Genomic DNA, 17,286 nt, shown 5'->3' on the forward strand with positions numbered 1-17,286 from the left:
CGGCCTAGAACGTGCCCCGCGCGCGCCGCGCGCGCCCCGCGCGACCGGGCCCGGCGCGCCCACAACGCGGCCCGAATGGCGGCGGCGAGGGCGGGCGCCGCGACGGCCGCCTCGAGGGCGAACGCGTCGACGGCCGCCGCCGCCCCCGCCGGGGCCGCGCCGTCCGGCCGGACCGCGCCGGTCGCCGCGCCGCTCACCGACGTCATGTCCCGCCGCACCATCGGCCTCGCGATCGCCGGTGTGGTCGTCGCGCTGGCCGTCATCGGCTCGCTGCTCGTGTACGCGTTCAGCGGCGACGGCCCGGGCGGAAAGAAGGACCAGGGCAAGAACGGCACGTCGTCCTCCGCTGGCCCGACCCCGGGCCCGTCCTCCCACAAGACCGGCGAGACCGCCGCCACCGCGGGCAAGACGGGCGGAGCGAGCACCGACCCGAGCCAGGGCCAGACGCCGAACGGCCAGCAGAGCCAGAGCCAGGGCCAGGGGCAGGACGGCCAGACGGGCAGCGGCGGCCAGGGCCAGGGTCAGGGCAACGCGCCCGGCGGGCCGGCCGCGGGCCTCCCCGCGGGGTACGCCGTGGTGACCGACCTCGGGTTCCACTTCTCGATGGCGATGCCGCAGGGCTTCAGGCAGACGGACATCGCCGGCCAGAACTCCGGCGCCATATACAGCCGCGACGGCGGCTTCCCGCGCATCCAGGTCGACTACACCGACAAGCCCGGCGACGACGCGGCCAAGGCCTGGGCGCTGCTCGCCCTGCAGGTGAGGGGCGACAGCCCGGGCTACAAGCAGATCCGGATCGACACGGTGCAGTACCGGGACTACCCGACCGTCGCCGACTGGGAGTTCGAGCGGGACCAGAAGGGCATCCGGGTCCGGGTGCTCAACCGCGGCTTCAAGGTCGACGCGAAGCGCGGCTACGCCATCATGATCAGCTGCCCGGCGGACCAGTGGGACGGCCCGGAGTGCACGACGATGCGCAACGTGGCGTTCCAGACCTTCCAGCCGCTCGCCTGACGGGGCTTCGCGGCCCGAGGGGCTCGGTCGGCTGCCGGGCCGCGTCGGCCGACGAGCCTTCGCAGGCCCGGGACGCGGGCGCCCCCGGCCACGTATCGTGTCAGCGGGGGCAGTGGGGAACCTGCCCCGCAGCGCACTCGGGGGAGGCGGAGTGGACGACTACGCGGGTCGGATCCTGGCCGGCCGCTACCGTCTGCCGCTGCCGCCGTCGGACGAGTACGAACTGGTCGAGACCCGCGCCTTCGACACGCGCAGCGGGCAGGAAGTGCTCGTACGGCAGGTGCCGTTACCCGAGCTCGTGGACGCGGAACTGCTCGACGAGGAGCCGGGCGGGGCGGCCGCCCCCGCCCGGGTCCGGGCCGGGGCCGGTGACGGTGGTGTCCTTCCGGCGGGGGAGCTCCCCGCCGTGCGCAGGGCCATCGCGGCGGCGCAGGCGGCCGCGTCCGTCCCCGACCATCCCCGGCTGGACCAGGTCTTCGACGTGTTCGCCGAGGGCGGGTCGCTGTGGATCGTGAGCGAGCTGGTGCCGGCCCGGTCGTTGGCCGCGCTGCTCGCCGACGAACCGCTCACGCCGTACCGGGCGGCTGAGGTCGCCGCCGACGTCCTGACCGCGCTGCGCGTGCTGCACGCGCACGGGTGGACGCACCGCAACATCACGGTCCGGACCGTCCTGATATGCGATGACGGGCGCGTCGTCCTGACCGGCCTGGCCGCCGGGGCCGCGGAGGACGCGCTGTGCGGGTACGACCCGGTCCCGGCGGAGGACGACGCCCCGGACGCGGGACGGGGCTGGGGCACCCCGCCGCCGCCCGGCCCGAACGGGGCGGGACCCGACGCCGGTCACGCGCCGCCGCGCCCCCTGCCCGGCCCGCAGCGCGCGGACGACGCCCCCGGCGGGGACCACCTCCCCCTGGTGGCGCCGGGCTACGAGACGGACCCGCGCCCCACCGACCGCAGTACCCCGAACGGGCCGCCCGCGCCGGGAGCCGCCGACGCGCCCCTGGTGGCCCCCGGCTACGAAACGACCCCCCGCTACGCGGACCACATCACCCCCGACCGGCAGCCGGACCCGCTGGCCACGGGCGCGGGCCACGCCCTGGAAGCCGAGGGCCGACCGACCTCCCCGCGCCCCGCCGCGGGCGACCCCGGTGCGGGCGGTGGCGCGCCGGTGCACCCGGCCGGCCCGCGGTACGCGGACCACATCGCGCCCGACCGGCAGCCGGAGCGCTCGGGGCCGTCGGCCGCGGGTGCCGGGCACGGTGGGGAGGCGGCCGACGGCGGCACGGGCTCCGCGCGCCCCGTGCCCGGTGCGGCCGGTACGGGCGGCGGGCTCCCCGGGCAGGCCGCCGGCCCGCGGTACGCGGACCGCATCGTCCCCGACGGGGCGGTCGTCCAGGCGGCCGCGCGGGCCGGTGTCGTGGCCGCGTACCGGGCCGGGGCCCGGGCCGCCGCGGAGCGGGTCACCGAGGAGCGGGCGGCCGCGGCCGATGCGGCGCCGGCACCGCAGCGGCGGCCGGGGGGTTCGAACCTGCCCCAGGGGTACGCGTACCCGTACGGCGCCCCCGGGACGACCGGCACGGGTCGGGGAACCGCCAGGACGCCCGCCCCGGAGACCGCCCCCGCCGCCGTGGGCCCGGCCGGGCAGCACGCGGGCCGGGTTCCGGAACCCGGTGTGGCGCCCGCGGCCGCCCGCAGCGGCCCGGAACCGCGCTCCGGATCCGAAGCCGGCGGATCGGCGGGACCGGGCGGGACCACGGCCGCCGGACTCGGCGCCGCCACCGGGGTGAGCCCGGGAGGCAGCACCTCCGCAGCCCTGGAGCCCGGTCCCGCCGTCGGAACCGGCACAGCCGACCTTCCCGCCGCGGGGGTGTCCGGCCCGGGCGTCCCCGGCTCCGACGGCGGAGCAGGGGGAGGGGACACCCCGTCCGGCGGGGTCGCCTGGCACGGTGTCACACCGCGGCGGCAGGTCGCGGCGCTGCCCGCCGGGCAGCAGCGTCCGGAGGCGGGTCCGCCTGCGCTGCCGGCGCAGCTCGCCCTGCCGCAGGGGTACCGCCAAGCCGAGGACCCCACCGCCTACCTGCGCCCGGGGCAGCCGGGCCAGCCCCGGCCGGTGCCCGCGCACATCCCTGCCCCCGCGCCGCCCGTGCCCACCCCGCAGCGCGCGCCGCAGCCCGCGCCGGATCCCGCGCCGCCCGCACCCGAGCGCGTCCCCGCCCCGCAGCCCGCCACCCCACAGCCCGCACCCGCACCCGCACCTGCGCCCGCGCCCGCGGCACGGGGCGGCTGGGCCGGGGTCGGGGCGCGGTCCGGGCCGCGCAGCGGGCTCGACGCCGAGCGGGCCCGGCAGACGCGGATGGCGGTGGTCGGAGCCGTCACCGAGCGGTGGGCGCCGGAGCAGGCGGGCACGGTCAGCGGGCCCTGGCAGCTGGCGGCCCCGGTCGGGCCGGCCACCGACCTGTGGGCGCTCGGCGCGCTGCTGTACCGCGCGGTGCAGGGCCACGCCCCGTACCCGGAGGACAGCGTCGCCGAGCTCGTCGAGATGGTGTGCGCCGAAGCCCCCGCCTTCGCGGAGGACTGCGGTCCGCTGCGCCCCGTCGTGGAGTCGTTGCTCCGCCAGGACCCTACCGAGCGCCCCGACTTCGAGGAGCTCCGGGGCTGGCTGCGCTCGCTGGTGCGGTCCGCCCCCGAGCCGGATTCCGTCCTGGGTGCGGCCCACGGCCCGGGGAACTGGCCCGGTGCGGTCCCGCCCCCGGAGCCGGATCCCGCCCGCCTGCCCGTCGTGCGCCGCCGCGGCGAGCTGCACGGGCGGCACCGCAGCCCGGCCCCCGCGCGCGGGCCCCGCGCCCTCGGCCGGAACCTGCTGCTGGGGGTCCTCGTGCTGATGGCCGGGGCGGTGGCGTACGCGATGGTGTTCCTGCCCGGCGGCGCCGGCGACGGCGACCGCCGCCAGGACACGGCCGCCCAGACCCCGGTGGCCAGGACGGAGGCGCCCGCTCCACAGCCTTCGCCGTCCCCCTCGGGGGGATCCCGGCCCCCGTCCGGGGCGTCCGGGTCCCCGGCGGCCCCGCAGCCCGCGGCGCAGCCCGCACCGCCCGGCTACACGATGCAGCAGGATCCGGAGCACTTCGAGATCGCGGTGCCCGCCGGCTGGGAGCGCCGCGGCATGAACGAGGCGGGCCAGGTCCGCTACACCGACGGCGAGTACGTCCTGATCGTGGTGCCCGGCCGGGACAAGGTCGAGGGCAATCCGGATCCGGCGACGTACCAGAAGGACAAGGAGCCGGAGCTGGCCCCGTACCGCTCGTCCACCTGGGCGAGCGGCGGCGACGTGAAGACCACGAAGGTGGGTCAGCAGCTCCGCGTCACCGGCCGGTACACGTGGATCGACGGCAACGGCCGCAGCGTCGTCGCCCGCAACTTCGTCGTGGCGCTGGGCGGCAGCTACCACATCGTCATGGTGACGGGCCCGCAGGACGGCGAGGGCAAGGTCACCGAGGTCTTCGAAAAGGCCACGGGGAGTTACAAGTCCGGCGGATGAGCGCAGACTGACGGTGACTCAGTACGGCAATTGCGTCACAGTGCAGTCGGATCCGCGCCTCCGCGGTACCGGCCGTGCCGAGCGCTTCGTAATCTGGCCCGAAGTGCACAACAGTGGCGGGGATTCGTGGAACAGCAGACAGGTGCGGGCGCAGTGCTCGCCGGCCGGTACCGGCTCGTGGAGCCCATCGGTAGCGGCGGCATGGGGAAGGTGTGGCGCGCCCACGATGAACTCCTGAACAGGACCGTCGCCGTAAAGGAGCTGACGGCGGGTCTGTTCGTCGCCCAGGCCGACCGGGAGGTCCTGCACGCCCGGACGCAGAAGGAGGCCCGGGCGGCGGCCCGCATCCAGCACCCGGGCGTCGTCACCGTCCACGACGTGCTGGAGCACGACGACCGGCCGTGGATCGTCATGGAGTACATCGACGGTCCCTCCCTCGCCGAGGCCGCCAGGGCGGCCGGCCGCATCGAGCCCCGCGAGGCGGCCCGGATCGGGCTGCACGTCCTGGGTGCGCTGCGCGCCGCGCACGCGGTCGGCGTGCTGCACCGGGACGTCAAACCCGGCAACGTGCTGCTCGCCAAGGACGGGCGGGTCCTGCTCACCGACTTCGGGATCGCCGCGATCGAGGGCGACACCTCCATCACGCGCACCGGCGAGATCGTCGGATCCATCGACTACCTGGCCCCGGAGCGGGTCACCGGCGGCACTCCCGACCCGGCGTCCGACCTGTGGTCGTTGGGCGCCACCCTGTACACGGCGGTCGAGGCCCGCTCGCCGTTCCGCCGCACCTCGCCGATCTCCAGCCTGCAGGCCGTCGTCAACGACGAGCCGCCGGCGCTGCGGCAGTCCGGGCCGCTGGGGCCGGTCATCACCGCCCTGCTGCGCAAGGACCCGCAGGAGCGGCCCTCCGCGCAGGAGACGGAGCGGATGCTGCTGGAGGTGATGGAGGGCCGCGAGCCGAAGGCCGCGCAGGCGTACGTGCCCACGCGCGCGGTCACCCCGCAGGAGCTGGCCGATGTGCTGGAGCCCGAACCGGGCCGCCCGGCACTGCCGGATCCCGCCGGGACGGCCGAGCTGCCCGGCCGGCCGGAGCCGGCCGCCCGGCCGAACCCGACGGCGGGCCGGATCAAGCGGGCCGCGGCGGTGGCGCTGGTGGCGGCGCTGGTCGGCGGCGGTGCGGTGTTCGGGCTGCTGAAGTACACGGGGGAAGGCGACCAGGGCGGCGGCTCCGACACGAACACGAGCGCCCCCGACCAGCAGAACGGCAAGGGCGGCGCGCACGACAAGGCCGGCAAGGACGCGGCCCCGCCCGACGGCTGGAACGAGGTCACGGACCCGGCGGGCTTCACCCTGTGGGTGCCGGACGGCTGGAAGCGCCAGATGGACGGCAACCAGATCGACTACACCCCGGACAACGGCAAGCACTTCATCCGCATCGCCGTCGACGCCACCCCGGACTACGAGAACCCGTACGCGCACGTGCTGGACCTGGAGAAGCAGGTGCGCCAGCGCACCGACTACAAGCGGCAGAAGCTGAACCAGAACACCTTCCAGGACAGCACCCGCGCGGCCATCTGGGAGTTCACCTGGACGGAGAAGGGGGTGCACGCCGGTCCGCGCCGGTCCATCGAGCAGATGTACATCGCCCCGGACGGCACCGAGTACGCGGTGTACATGTCGGGGCCGGTGGCCGACTGGGAGACCACCCGCGCGCAGTTCGACACCGTGCTCAGCGGCTGGGCCCCAGCGGCAGGGAAGGGCTGACCCCGGCCCGCCGCGCAGGGGCTGACCCGGCCCGCCCGCAGGGCCTCCTGGGCCGCCCGCAGGGCCTCCCGGGCCCGCCCGGACATCCTGCCAGCGTTCACTGGCGGATTTGGCAAAATCCGGTTACCGACGGGTACCCAAAGGGGGCCGGGCGCAATACGCTCACCGCCATGACGGACACGCAGGCCCCGGCCCCCCTCCGCAGCGCCCCGCAGCCCACCAACCCGGTCGCCCCGGCCCCGGCCGGGGCCCGCACCGCGGCCGACGTGGTGACCCCCGACCTGGTCGCCCGGCTCACCCGCGGAGTGATCGGTTCCGGACGCACCGCGAACCACACCCCCTTCACCGGGGACAAGCTCGCCGACCTGCCCGAGGCCACCCCCGAGGAGGTCGCCGAGGCCTTCCACCGGGCCCGCACCGCCCAGGCCGCATGGGCCGCCGTCCCCGTGCGCCGCCGGGCCGCCGTCCTGCTCCGCTTCCACGACCTGGTCCTGGACCGCCAGGCCGAGGTGCTCGACCTGATCCAGCTGGAGACCGGCAAGGCCCGCCTGCACGCCCACGAGGAGGTCCAGGCCGTCGCGGTCGCCGCCCGCCACTACGGCCGCAAGGCCCCCGCGTACCTGCGCCCCAAGAGCCACACCGGTGCCATGCCCACGCTGACCAAGGTCACCGAGCTGCGCCAGCCACGCGGCGTCGTCGGGCAGATCGCGCCCTGGAACTACCCCCTCGAACTCTCCGTCGGCGACGCCCTGCCCGCCTTCGTCTCGGGCAACGCCGTCGTCATGAAGCCCGACACCGAGACCGCGCTGACCGCCCTGTGGGCGCGCGACCTGCTGATCGAGGCCGGACTGCCCGCCGAGGTCTTCCAGATCGTCCTCGGCGAGGGGCCCGTCGTCGGCCCCGAGGTGGTCCGGCACGCCGACTACGTCTCCTTCACCGGCTCCACCCGGACCGGCCGCGAGGTGGCCCGGGGCGCGGCGGACCGCCTCGTCGGCGTCTCCCTCGAACTCGGCGGCAAGAACGCCATGCTCGTCCTGCACGACGCCGACATCGAGAAGGCCGCCGCGGGCGCCGTCCGCGCCTGCTTCTCCTCCGCCGGCCAGCTGTGCATCTCGATCGAGCGGCTCTACGTCCACGCCTCGATCGCCGACGAGTTCACCGAGCGGTTCGCCGCCCGCACCAGGGCCATGCGGCTCGGCAGCTCCCTCGCGTACGGCGCGGACATGGGCTCGCTGGTCGGCGAGCGCCAGCTGGAGACCGTCACCCGGCACGTCGACGAGGCCGTCGCCAAGGGCGCCACCCTCGTCGCCGGCGGTACCGCCCGCCCCGACATCGGCCCGCTGTTCTACGAACCCACCATCCTCGACGGCGTCGAGGCGCCGATGGCGGTGTGCGGCGAGGAGACCTTCGGCCCGGTCGTCTCGATCTACCGGTTCACCGACGAGGACGAGGCGATCGCGCAGGCCAACGCCACCGCCTACGGCCTCAACTCCAGCGTCTGGACCAAGGACGCCCGCCGGGGCCACGCCGTCGCCGCCCGCCTGCGCACCGGCACCGTCAACATCAACGAGGGCTACGCCCCGGCCTACGGCAGCGCCCAGGCACCCATGGGCGGCATGAAGGACTCCGGTCTCGGCCGCCGGCACGGCTCCGAGGGCATCCTCAAGTACACCGAGGCACAGACCGTCGCCCACCAGCGGGTCTTGCCGATGGCCCCCTCGCTGGGCATGGACGACGAGCGGTACGCGGCGTTCATGACCCGCAGCCTCAAGGCGATGAAGGCCCTGCGCCTGCGCTAGCAGCCCCCGTCCGTCCGCCAAGGAGGCGCGTCAGTGGCACAGCCGCACGTCCGCGACCACGCCCACGATCACGACCACGACCACGACTACGACTACGACGTCATCGTCATCGGCTCGGGCTTCGGAGGATCGGTCTCGGCGCTCCGGTTGACCGAGAAGGGCTACCGGGTCGGCGTCCTGGAGGCAGGGCGCCGCTTCACCCGTGAGAGCCTGCCGAAGAACAGCTGGGACCTGCGGAACTACCTGTGGGCCCCGGCCCTCGGGCTCTACGGGATCCAGCGGATCCACCTGCTCGGCAACGTCATGGTGCTGGCGGGCGCCGGGGTGGGCGGCGGCTCCCTCAACTACGCCAACACCCTGTACGTACCGCCGACCGCGTTCTTCGAGGACCGCCAGTGGGCCTCGATCACCGACTGGCGCGAGGAGCTGTCCCCGTACTACGACCAGGCCAAGCGGATGCTCGGGGTGCGCCTCAACCCGACGACGACCCCCTCCGACGTCCACCTCAAGGCCGTCGCCGAGAAGATGGGCGTCGGGGACACCTTCCACATGGCCCCGGTCGGCGTCTTCTTCGGCGACGGCGCCGACGCCGAGGGCGCCGCCGTGGCCAAGCCCGGCGAGGAGGTCCCCGACCCGTACTTCGGCGGGGCCGGGCCCGCCCGCCGGGCCTGCACCGAGTGCGGCGAGTGCATGACCGGCTGCCGGCACGGCGCGAAGAACACCCTGAACGAGAACTACCTCCACCTCGCCGAGCGCGCGGGCGCCGTGATCCACCCGATGACCACGGTCACCGCCCTCGCCGAGCATCCGGGCGGCGGCTACCGGGTCCGCACCGTGCCCACCGACGGCCGCCGCCGCGGCATGGCCAAGGAGCTGCACGCCCGGTACGTGGTCGTGGCGGCGGGCACGTACGGCACGCAGACCCTGCTGCACACCATGAAGGACAACGGGCTGCTCCCGCGGATCTCGGACCGCCTCGGCGAGCTGACCCGCACCAACTCGGAAGGCCTGGTCGGCGCGCAGACCGACGACCGCCGCTACCGCAGGCGGCACGGCGCGGACCGACGGGCCGACTTCACCCGCGGCGTGGCCATCACCTCGTCCGTGCACCCCGACGCCGACACCCACATCGAGCCGGTCCGCTACGGGCGGGGCTCCAACGCGATGGGCTTCCTGACCGTGCTCCAGGTGCCCTACGGCGGCCACCGGGTCCGGGCCTGGTGCGCACGGACCGCGAAGCACCCGGTGCAGCTGCTGCGCTCGCTGTCCAACCGGCGCTGGTCGGAGCGGACGATCATCGGCCTGGTCATGCAGTCCCTCGACAACTCGCTGACCACGTACCGGCGGCCCCGCGGCCCCGGCAAGGGGCTGCTCACCGCCCGCCAGGGCCACGGCGCCCCCAACCCGGTGCAGATCGCCGAGGCGACCCGGGCCGCGACCCTGCTGGCCGAGGAGATCAACGGCTTCCCCGGCAGCAACGTCGGCGAGCTGATGGGCACCCCGCTGACCGCGCACTTCCTCGGCGGCTGCCCGATCGGCGCCTCGCCCGAGCAGGGCGTGGTCGACCCGTACCACCGGCTGTACGGGCACCCGGGCATCTCGGTGGTGGACGGCTCGGCGGTCTCCGCGAACCTCGGGGTCAACCCGTCGCTGACGATCACGGCGCAGGCGGAGCGGGCGATGTCGTACTGGCCGAACAAGGGCGAGCAGGACCCGCGCCCGCAGCAGGGCGCGGCGTACGTGCGGCTCGCCGCGGTGGAACCGGTCCGTCCGGCGGTGCCGAAGGAGGCGTTCGGCGCGCTGCGGCTGCCGTTCCTCGCGGTCCCGGAGGTCCCGCCGCGTACGGCGGGGACGGCGGGGACCGCGCCGGAGGCCGGGGCGGCCGGCTGACACGCGGCGGGTACCGCGCTCCCCCTCCGAGCGCGGTACCCGCCGCGGTACATAGGTGACAGACGTTCGCCACCGAAGGTTGTACCCGCGGGACACCCGCGCACGTGTGGCGTCCGTCACACCGGCCGGAGGGTGGGCGGGCGGAGCCGGGCCGGGGCCAGGGCCGGGGCGGGGGCTGGTGCCGGACACGAGAACGGCCGGCCCTGGGCGTCCCCTGGGCCGGCCGTCTTTTCTGGATGACCGGGCTGCTGTCCCCTGCCGTCCGGTCACACGAGGAGCGAGGTCCCACGACGCACGTCGCACGGGCCGTACGTCTCATCGCTCCGGTGGAGCCACGCGTGGTGCTGGTCCCGCGACTGGCTGACGCGGCCATCCACCCCAACGAAGGCCCGCGGGGCCGGTCACGGGCCGGACGGGTGACGAACAGGCGTCAGACGCGGCCGCGGCAGAGCTCCAGCAGGGTCATGGCGAGGGTGGTGCCGGGCTTGCCGAGGGCGTCCTTCCAGTGCGCGAGGACCTCCATCTCGCGGGAGAGGTGCACCCGGCGGCCGCCGGAGGCGATCCGGGTCTGCTGGATGACGGCCGAGATCGCCATCCGCTCCTGGATCAGGCCGATGATCCGGTCGTCGATGGCGTCGATGCGCTCGCGGGAGCCGGCGATCAGCTCCTCCGGGGAGGCGGTCGCGGCGGTGGCGGCGGTGGCGTTCATGGCGGGTTCTCCTGTCGGTGGGGGTCCGCAGGACCGGTGAAACGCCGCAGCGCCCGGGTCCTGGCGGACCGGGGCGCTGCGGGAAGTCAGTGGCTCGGAGCGAGCATCACGAGAACCCATGGCGGCCGGACCGTCCGGTGCCATAGGTAAAGAGGGAGCTCAGCTGCTTGCGCACGATATGGATTATTGCCGTCCGCGCGGCTGTGGGCCAACTGGGTTCGGATGGTGAGACGAAAACGGTCGGCGCGTCCCCCGTTAGAATTGACAAAACAGCCCCCTCTTCCGCCGGAAGGCCGTCCCGTGCCAGAAGCACCCTCCGCCGCCCACGACGCCGCCCCGGACACGGTTCTCGTCGTCGACTTCGGCGCCCAGTACGCCCAGCTCATCGCCCGCCGCGTCCGCGAGGCACGGGTCTACAGCGAGATCGTGCCGAGCACGATGCCCGTGGCCGAGATGCTGGCCAAGGACCCCAAGGCGATCATCCTGTCCGGCGGTCCGTCCTCGGTGTACGAGGAGGGCGCGCCGCAGCTCGACCGTTCCCTGTTCGAGGCCGGCGTCCCGGTCTTCGGCATGTGCTACGGCTTCCAGCTGATGGCCACCAGCCTCGGCGGCACCGTCGACAACACCGGCTCCCGCGAGTACGGCCGCACCCCGCTGGCCGTCAGCAAGACCGGTTCCACGCTCTTCGAGGGCACCCCCGAGCACCAGTCCGTGTGGATGTCGCACGGCGACGCCTGCTCCAAGGCGCCCGAGGGCTTCACCGTCACCGCGTCGACCGACGTCGTCCCGGTCGCGGCCTTCGAGAACGACGAGAAGAAGCTGTACGGCGTGCAGTACCACCCCGAGGTGATGCACTCCACGCACGGCCAGCAGGTGCTGGAGCACTTCCTCTACCGCGGCGCCGGCCTCAAGCCCACCTGGACCACCGGCAACATCGTCGAGGAGCAGATCGCGGCCATCCGCGCCCAGGTCGGCGACAAGCGCGCGATCTGCGGCCTGTCCGGCGGCGTGGACTCCGCGGTCGCCGCGGCGCTCGTGCAGAAGGCCATCGGATCCCAGCTGACCTGCGTGTACGTCGACCACGGCCTGATGCGCAAGGGCGAGACCGAGCAGGTCGAGAAGGACTTCGTCGCGGCCACCGGTGTGCAGCTGAAGGTCGTCGACGCACAGGAGCGCTTCCTGAACGCGCTGGCCGGCGTCTCCGACCCGGAGACCAAGCGCAAGATCATCGGCCGCGAGTTCATCCGCGTCTTCGAGCAGGCCCAGGCCGAGATCATCGCCGAGGCCGAGGGCGGCCCGGACGTGGCCTTCCTGGTCCAGGGCACCCTGTACCCGGACGTCGTCGAGTCCGGCGGCGGCACCGGCACCGCCAACATCAAGTCCCACCACAACGTGGGCGGCCTCCCCGAGGACATCGAGTTCGAGCTCGTCGAGCCGCTGCGCCAGCTGTTCAAGGACGAGGTCCGGATGGTGGGCCAGGAGCTCGGCCTGCCCGAGGAGATCGTCCAGCGCCAGCCCTTCCCGGGCCCCGGCCTCGGCATCCGCATCGTCGGCGAGGTCACCAAGGAGCGCCTGGACCTGCTGCGCGAGGCCGACGCGATCGCCCGCCACGAGCTCAGCGCGGCCGGCCTGGACCGGGAGATCTGGCAGTGCCCGGTGGTCCTGCTGGCGGACGTCCGCAGCGTCGGCGTGCAGGGCGACGGCCGCACCTACGGCCACCCGATCGTGCTGCGCCCCGTGTCCTCCGAGGACGCCATGACCGCGGACTGGACCCGCATGCCGTACGAGGTCCTCGCCCGGATCTCGACCCGCATCACCAACGAGGTCAAGGACGTCAACCGCGTCGTTCTGGACTGCACCAGCAAGCCCCCGGGCACGATCGAGTGGGAGTAGTCCCCAGGGACTGACCCCCGCCCGAGCCCGCGGCGAAGCCGCCACCCCCGTCCCGGGGTGGCGGCTTCGCCCTTTCCCGGCCCTCTCCTCTCCGGCTCCCGCTCTGGCGGGTTGCGGGCCCCGCCGGTACCTTGCGCGCCAGCCCCAGCCGCCGACCGCTGCGACCGAGGAGGGCCGCCATGCCGGACCAGCCCGCACCCGCGCCCGCGCCCGCACCCGCGCCCGCGCCCGCGCCCGTGCCCGAGGACCGGCTGCGCTTCGAGCTGCCGCCCGTGCACACCGAGCCGGCGCAGGAGCGCGCGTACCGCAAGGAGCGGCTCGCCGGCGCCCTGCGCCTGTTCGGCCGGCTCGGGTACGAGGAGGGGGTCGCCGGCCAGGCCACCGCGCGCGACCCCGAGTTCGAGGACTGCTTCTGGGTGAACCCCTTCGGGCGGGCCTTCGCCTCGCTGACCGCCGCGGACCTGCTCCTCGTCGACGGGGACGGACGCGTGGTGCAGGGGGAGCGGCGGGTGAACCAGCTGGCCTTCGCCCTGCACGCGGCCGTCCACCGGGCCCGGCCCGACACCGTGGCCGTGGTCCGCGTGCACGGCCCGTACGGCAGGGCGCTCGCCGCGCTCGGCGAGCTGCTCGCCCCCGTCACCCAGGAGGCCTGCGCGTTCTTCGAGGACCACGCCCTCGTCGACGAGTACACCGCCGGAGCGGGCGACCCGGGGGAGTGCCGCCGCATCGCCCGGGCCCTCGGCCCCTACAAGGCGGTGATCCTGCGCAACCACGGGCTGCTGACGGTCGGGGACTCCGTGGACGCGGCTGCCTGGTGGTCCGTCGCGGCCGAGCGGGCCGCCCAGGTGCAGCTGATCGCGCGTGCCGCGGGCAAGCCCGTGCCGGTCGACCACCGGGCCGCGCTCACCGCGCGGGAACGGTTCGGGACGGACCTCGCGGCCTGGGCCGCCTACCAGCCGCTGTGGCAGTCCGTGCAGGGGGACCGCCCGGCGGGTGCGCACGGTACGCCGGGCGGGTGACGTCAACATCATGAACGGTTAATCACCTGCTCTGACATCGTGCGCAATCCGGAGCACTGCCGCAGTGGTGCACAATTCGCTGGCATTGCACCGTAGTTCAGAGAGGCGGCAGGCACATGGCTGTCCACCCGATCTCCCTTGTGCCCCACGGCGGCGCATGCACCTGCGACGACTGCCCGCACGGCGCGCAGGAGGGCCACCGGCGCGCGGTCGCGGCCTTCCTGGAGAAGCGTGACGAGTTCGCCGCGGGTCAGGGGCTGCCGGCCGCGGTGGCCCGGTCCGCCGGGGCGTCCCGGCAGTGGGTCTCCGACGAGCTGACCCTGTCCGCCCGCACCGTCGCCGACCGGGGGCGCGAGGCCGGCACCTCCTGGCTGTACCTGTTCTCGCGGCGGGCCGTGCTCGCCGTGTGGATCGCGGCCGGGGTACTGCTGCTGGTGCAGGTCGGCACCGCCCTGGGCGCCGGGTGGTCCCCCGCGCGCACCGCCGCCCTGCTGGCGGCCCTGGTGCTGGCCGGGCTGCTCACGGTCGCCGCCCGCGCCCAGTCGCTGCGCGGCGGGCTGCTGGCCCCGCTGGTCGGCGAGGACAACCGGCTGTCCACCTCGAAGGCGGTGCCGGCCGCCTGGCTGCTGCTGACCGCGTTCGCCACGCTGCTGCCCGCGCTGCAGCTGGCGGCGTCGGCGCCGGGTCCGCAACGGCGGGTGCTGTACGAGGGGCTGGCCTTCGGGCGGGCCCTGCCGCTGCTGGCGGTGGTCGCGCTGACCTCGGCCGTGGCGGTGCTGGTGCGCCGGGTGATCGCCGTACGGATCCTCGGGCAGCGCCTGCAGAAGCTGCCCGCGGACCGCCCGCGCGGCGCGGACCTGCTGACGGACGACGCGGGCCGGGGCAGCTTCCCGGACGCCCAGTACGTCCTGGTCTCCACGGTGGTGCTGGGCTACGCGGCGGTGTCGTTGGCCCGGTTCCCGGACCGGCTGCCGCGGTTGCCGTGGGCGCTGGCGCTGCTGGTGGCCCTGTCGGCCGCGGTGTACCTGGCGGCGAAGTTCGCGGAGGTGGCCCGCCCGCTGGTGCTGTCGGTGGTCCGCAGACGCGAGCCCGGGGACCTGGACGCGGCCGTCCGGCCGGGGGACGACATCGAGATCCGCGGGGTCGGCTTCGTACCGCCCGGGGCGCAGACGCCGGAGATGCTGGCGCGGCTGGTGGTGCGGATCGGGACGGTGCACGTGCACGTGCCGTTGGTCCCGGTGGCGGGAGGGTTCTCCAACCCGTCGGACGCGGTGCTGACGGTGCCGGTCCCGGCGGAAGTGGAACCGGGACGGGTCGAGCTCCAGGTGGTGACCGCGGCCGGGGTGGAATCCAACCGCTACAGCATCGACGTGGCCGAGTGAAGCGGGTAGAGATGGGAGCGTGACCAGACCCGACAGCCCCGACGCTCCCGACGGCTCCCGGTTTCCCCCCGCCGCTCCCGTAGGCCACCCCGCTTCCCCGGGCGATCCCCCTGCGGGCGGCCAGGGCGCTCCCGTCGGCCACGTCGCTGCACGGGGCCATGCGGCCCCCACCGCCCATGCGGCCCCCACCGCCCACGCGGCCGCCGCCCCCACGCTCCGGGACCGGGCCGCCCGGTACGCGCTCCTCCCGCTGCGCCTTTTCCTGGGCGTGACCTTCGTCTACGCGGGCCTGGACAAGCTCACCGATCCCGCGTTCCTGTCCGCATCCGGTCCGGGCTCCATCGGCGAGGTGATGAGCGGGGTGCGCGACACCTCCGCGGTCCCCGCCCTCGTCGACCTGGCCCTGCGCTCGCCCGTCGGCTTCGCCGTCCTGCTGGCCCTCGCGGAGATCGCGGTCGGGCTCGGCGCCCTCGCCGGGCTGCTGACCCGGCTCGCGGCCGCGGGCGGGGCGCTGATCTCGCTCAGCCTGTGGCTCACGGTGTCCTGGCAGGTGACCCCGTACTACTACGGCAACGACCTCGCCTACCTGATGGCCTGGACCCCGCTGGTCCTGGCCGGCGCGCCCTACTGGTCCCTGGACTCGCTGATCCGGTCGCGGCGCGCCGCGCGGTCGTCCGAACGGTCCCGCCGGTCGCGCCGCACCGCGTAGGTCACCATCCCCACCAGCGAGGCGAGCACCAGCCCGCCCACGGCCATCGGGACGACCAGGAACCAGGGCGTGTCCACCTCCCCGGCCGCGTCCAGCAGGTACAGCACGCCCGCCGCCGTCAGGATCAGTCCGGCCAGCAGCCGTCCCGGCTGGAACTCATGACGCGGCACGTGCCACCTCCACCTGTCCCGCACCCGCGTGCAGGTGCAGCTCGATCGTGCCGCCGGGCTCGGTGCCCGCGGCCGGCTCCAGGGTCTCCCGCTGGGTTTCGCCGCCGCTCTTGATGCGTATCGTCTGGGTGTTGTCCCCGGGCATCTTGATGTCGCCCAACCGCACCGACACGTCGGCCTGCGCGGTGACTTCGCGGGGCACGATCACCTTGAGGCGGCCCGCCTCGATGCCGGCCCGCACGGTCAGCGTGGTGCCCTTCGGTACGTCCAGCCGGCTCAGGTCCAGCGTGGCCAGCCCGGTGCCCGCCGTGTACTCCGGCCGTACGTCGGCCATGGCGGCCGGACGCCAGCGGACGTCCCGCCAGTCCGTGCCGATGTCCTCGGGCAGGGCGGACGCCACGGCCAGCAGCCCGGCCGTGGCCATGGCGAGGAAGAACGTGCCGAAGCCGGTGCGGCCCTTGACCGAGCTGACCGTGAGACCGAGGCCGAAGACGGCCAGGGCCGAGGCCAGGCCGATCTGCAGCGCGTACGAGAGGGTGCCGTCCTCCCAGACCGCGGCGGTCGCGACCGCCCCCGCCGCCATCGCGAGCAGGAACACCCGCCCGCCGATCCCGCCGCGCGGTCGCGGCCGGTCGAGGTCCTGCCGGGACTTCCCGCCCGAGCGGCCGTTCGTACCGCCCTGTGCGTCGGCGGAGTCGTCCGGCCCCCACAGGTAGCCCGTGGACCCGACCGGGCCGGTGGTGCCGTCCTTGACCAGCGGGTCCCGCCACCAGGACGGACCGCCCGGCGCGGGCGGGGCCTGCGTCTCCGGCGGGGCCGGGCGGTGCGCGGCGGGTGACTCCGCCTCGGGGTCGGCTGAGCTGCGGCGGCGCTGCGAGACGTACGCGGCTGCGCCCAGCGCCAGCACGACCAGGACGGAGAAGGCCCCCAGACCGCCGTTGTGCAGCATCGACAGGAACAGCGCGCAGCCCACCAGCGCGGCGAACACCGCCGCCAGCGTGGCCCCTTCGACCCGGCCGGTCAGCAGCTTCTTCGCCTCGCTGTCCTCCTCGCCCTCCACCGGCAGCAGCAGCCACGCGAAGCCGTAGAAGATCAGGCCGAACCCGCCGGTGACGGTGAGGACGCCCAGCACGATCCGGAAGATCACCGGGTCCAGGTCGAAGTAGCGGCCGAGGCCTCCGCACACGCCGGCGAGGACCTTGTCGCGCTTGCTGCGGCGCAGGGGCGGCCGCTCACCGACGGGCCCGGCGCCGGCCCGGTCGCCGGCCCGGTCGTCGGGCGTGCCGCCCGGCGGTGGGGAGTCGTGCTTGGTCATGCGTCCATGGTGACGGGCCGTCGGAGGCGCCGGCATCGGGCCTTACCCTGGCACAACCCTGATATCCCCCGGTCACATCTGGGG

The 17,286-nt window shown here is 74.9% G+C and carries 12 protein-coding genes and 1 pseudogene; 9 read left to right on the top strand and 4 right to left on the bottom strand.

Annotation, left to right across the window (positions count from 1 at the left end):
• Nucleotides 1-206 (bottom strand): hypothetical protein (locus ACFVGY_RS32130; protein ID WP_385684192.1); only part of this gene is annotated, 206 nt, incomplete at its 3' end.
• On the opposite strand from ACFVGY_RS32130, the gene ACFVGY_RS32135 reads away from it, so the two are divergent.
• The 5 genes from ACFVGY_RS32135 (at nucleotide 205) to ACFVGY_RS32155 (ending at nucleotide 10,005) form a co-directional block, all read left to right on the top strand.
• Complete coding sequence (locus ACFVGY_RS32135; protein ID WP_385684194.1) at nucleotides 205-1,014, top strand: hypothetical protein; 810 nt, start codon at nucleotides 205-207, stop codon at nucleotides 1,012-1,014. The genes ACFVGY_RS32130 and ACFVGY_RS32135 overlap by 2 nt on opposite strands.
• 151 nt (nucleotides 1,015-1,165) lie before the next feature.
• Nucleotides 1,166-4,552, top strand: coding sequence for a protein kinase (locus ACFVGY_RS32140; RefSeq protein ID WP_385684197.1), 3,387 nt, complete (start codon nucleotides 1,166-1,168; stop codon nucleotides 4,550-4,552).
• Between the two features lie 126 nt (nucleotides 4,553-4,678).
• The gene (locus ACFVGY_RS32145) at nucleotides 4,679-6,316 is read left to right on the top strand and encodes a serine/threonine-protein kinase (protein ID WP_385684199.1); all 1,638 of its coding nucleotides are present in this window, start codon (nucleotides 4,679-4,681) and stop codon (nucleotides 6,314-6,316) included.
• 170 nt (nucleotides 6,317-6,486) lie between these two features.
• Nucleotides 6,487-8,115, top strand: a complete 1,629-nt coding sequence (locus ACFVGY_RS32150; protein WP_385684201.1) for a succinic semialdehyde dehydrogenase — start codon at nucleotides 6,487-6,489, stop codon at nucleotides 8,113-8,115.
• A gap of 33 nt (nucleotides 8,116-8,148) precedes the next feature.
• The gene (locus tag ACFVGY_RS32155; RefSeq protein WP_385684204.1) at nucleotides 8,149-10,005 is read left to right on the top strand and encodes a GMC oxidoreductase; all 1,857 of its coding nucleotides are present in this window, start codon (nucleotides 8,149-8,151) and stop codon (nucleotides 10,003-10,005) included.
• Nucleotides 10,006-10,435: 430 nt separating this feature from the next.
• Here ACFVGY_RS32155 and ACFVGY_RS32160 read toward each other — a convergent pair whose 3' ends face one another.
• The gene (locus ACFVGY_RS32160) at nucleotides 10,436-10,714 is read right to left on the bottom strand and encodes a chorismate mutase (RefSeq protein WP_385684207.1); all 279 of its coding nucleotides are present in this window, start codon (nucleotides 10,712-10,714) and stop codon (nucleotides 10,436-10,438) included.
• Nucleotides 10,715-11,014: 300 nt separating this feature from the next.
• On the opposite strand from ACFVGY_RS32160, the gene guaA reads away from it, so the two are divergent.
• The 4 genes and pseudogenes from guaA to ACFVGY_RS32180 form a co-directional block, all read left to right on the top strand.
• Nucleotides 11,015-12,607 carry a glutamine-hydrolyzing GMP synthase gene (gene guaA, locus ACFVGY_RS32165; protein ID WP_385684210.1) on the top strand — a complete coding sequence of 531 codons (1,593 nt, stop codon included), beginning with the start codon at nucleotides 11,015-11,017 and terminating at the stop codon, nucleotides 12,605-12,607.
• 179 nt (nucleotides 12,608-12,786) lie between these two features.
• On the top strand, nucleotides 12,787-13,626 hold the full coding sequence (locus ACFVGY_RS32170; protein ID WP_385684213.1) for a class II aldolase/adducin family protein: 840 nt from the start codon (nucleotides 12,787-12,789) through the stop codon (nucleotides 13,624-13,626).
• Nucleotides 13,627-13,742: 116 nt separating this feature from the next.
• Entirely contained in the window at nucleotides 13,743-15,008 is a 1,266-nt protein-coding gene (locus tag ACFVGY_RS32175; protein WP_385684216.1) for a hypothetical protein, read from the top strand.
• Nucleotides 15,009-15,222: 214 nt separating this feature from the next.
• Nucleotides 15,223-15,717: pseudogene (locus ACFVGY_RS32180) on the top strand (DoxX family protein); the annotation flags it as partial.
• On the opposite strand, the gene ACFVGY_RS32185 reads toward ACFVGY_RS32180, so the two are convergent.
• The gene (locus tag ACFVGY_RS32185; RefSeq protein ID WP_385684219.1) at nucleotides 15,633-15,887 is read right to left on the bottom strand and encodes a hypothetical protein; all 255 of its coding nucleotides are present in this window, start codon (nucleotides 15,885-15,887) and stop codon (nucleotides 15,633-15,635) included. The pseudogene ACFVGY_RS32180 and the gene ACFVGY_RS32185 overlap by 85 nt on opposite strands.
• The gene (locus ACFVGY_RS32190; protein WP_385684221.1) at nucleotides 15,874-17,202 is read right to left on the bottom strand and encodes a PspC domain-containing protein; all 1,329 of its coding nucleotides are present in this window, start codon (nucleotides 17,200-17,202) and stop codon (nucleotides 15,874-15,876) included. The genes ACFVGY_RS32185 and ACFVGY_RS32190 overlap by 14 nt, the downstream gene beginning before the upstream one ends.
• Nucleotides 17,203-17,286: the final 84 nt, after the last annotated feature.

The sequence above is a fragment of the Streptomyces sp. NPDC127106 genome (assembly GCF_042677605.1).
GTDB lineage: Bacteria > Actinomycetota > Actinomycetes > Streptomycetales > Streptomycetaceae > Streptomyces.

Coding starts and splice junctions, on each gene's coding strand:
- ACFVGY_RS32135 (WP_385684194.1), top strand. CDS start 205: ATGTCCCGCCGCACCATCGGCCTCGCGATCGCCGGTGTGGTCGTCGCG.
- ACFVGY_RS32175 (WP_385684216.1), top strand. CDS start 13,743: ATGGCTGTCCACCCGATCTCCCTTGTGCCCCACGGCGGCGCATGCACC.
- ACFVGY_RS32190 (WP_385684221.1), bottom strand. CDS start 17,202: ATGACCAAGCACGACTCCCCACCGCCGGGCGGCACGCCCGACGACCGG.
- ACFVGY_RS32160 (WP_385684207.1), bottom strand. CDS start 10,714: ATGAACGCCACCGCCGCCACCGCCGCGACCGCCTCCCCGGAGGAGCTG.
- ACFVGY_RS32150 (WP_385684201.1), top strand. CDS start 6,487: ATGACGGACACGCAGGCCCCGGCCCCCCTCCGCAGCGCCCCGCAGCCC.
- ACFVGY_RS32170 (WP_385684213.1), top strand. CDS start 12,787: ATGCCGGACCAGCCCGCACCCGCGCCCGCGCCCGCACCCGCGCCCGCG.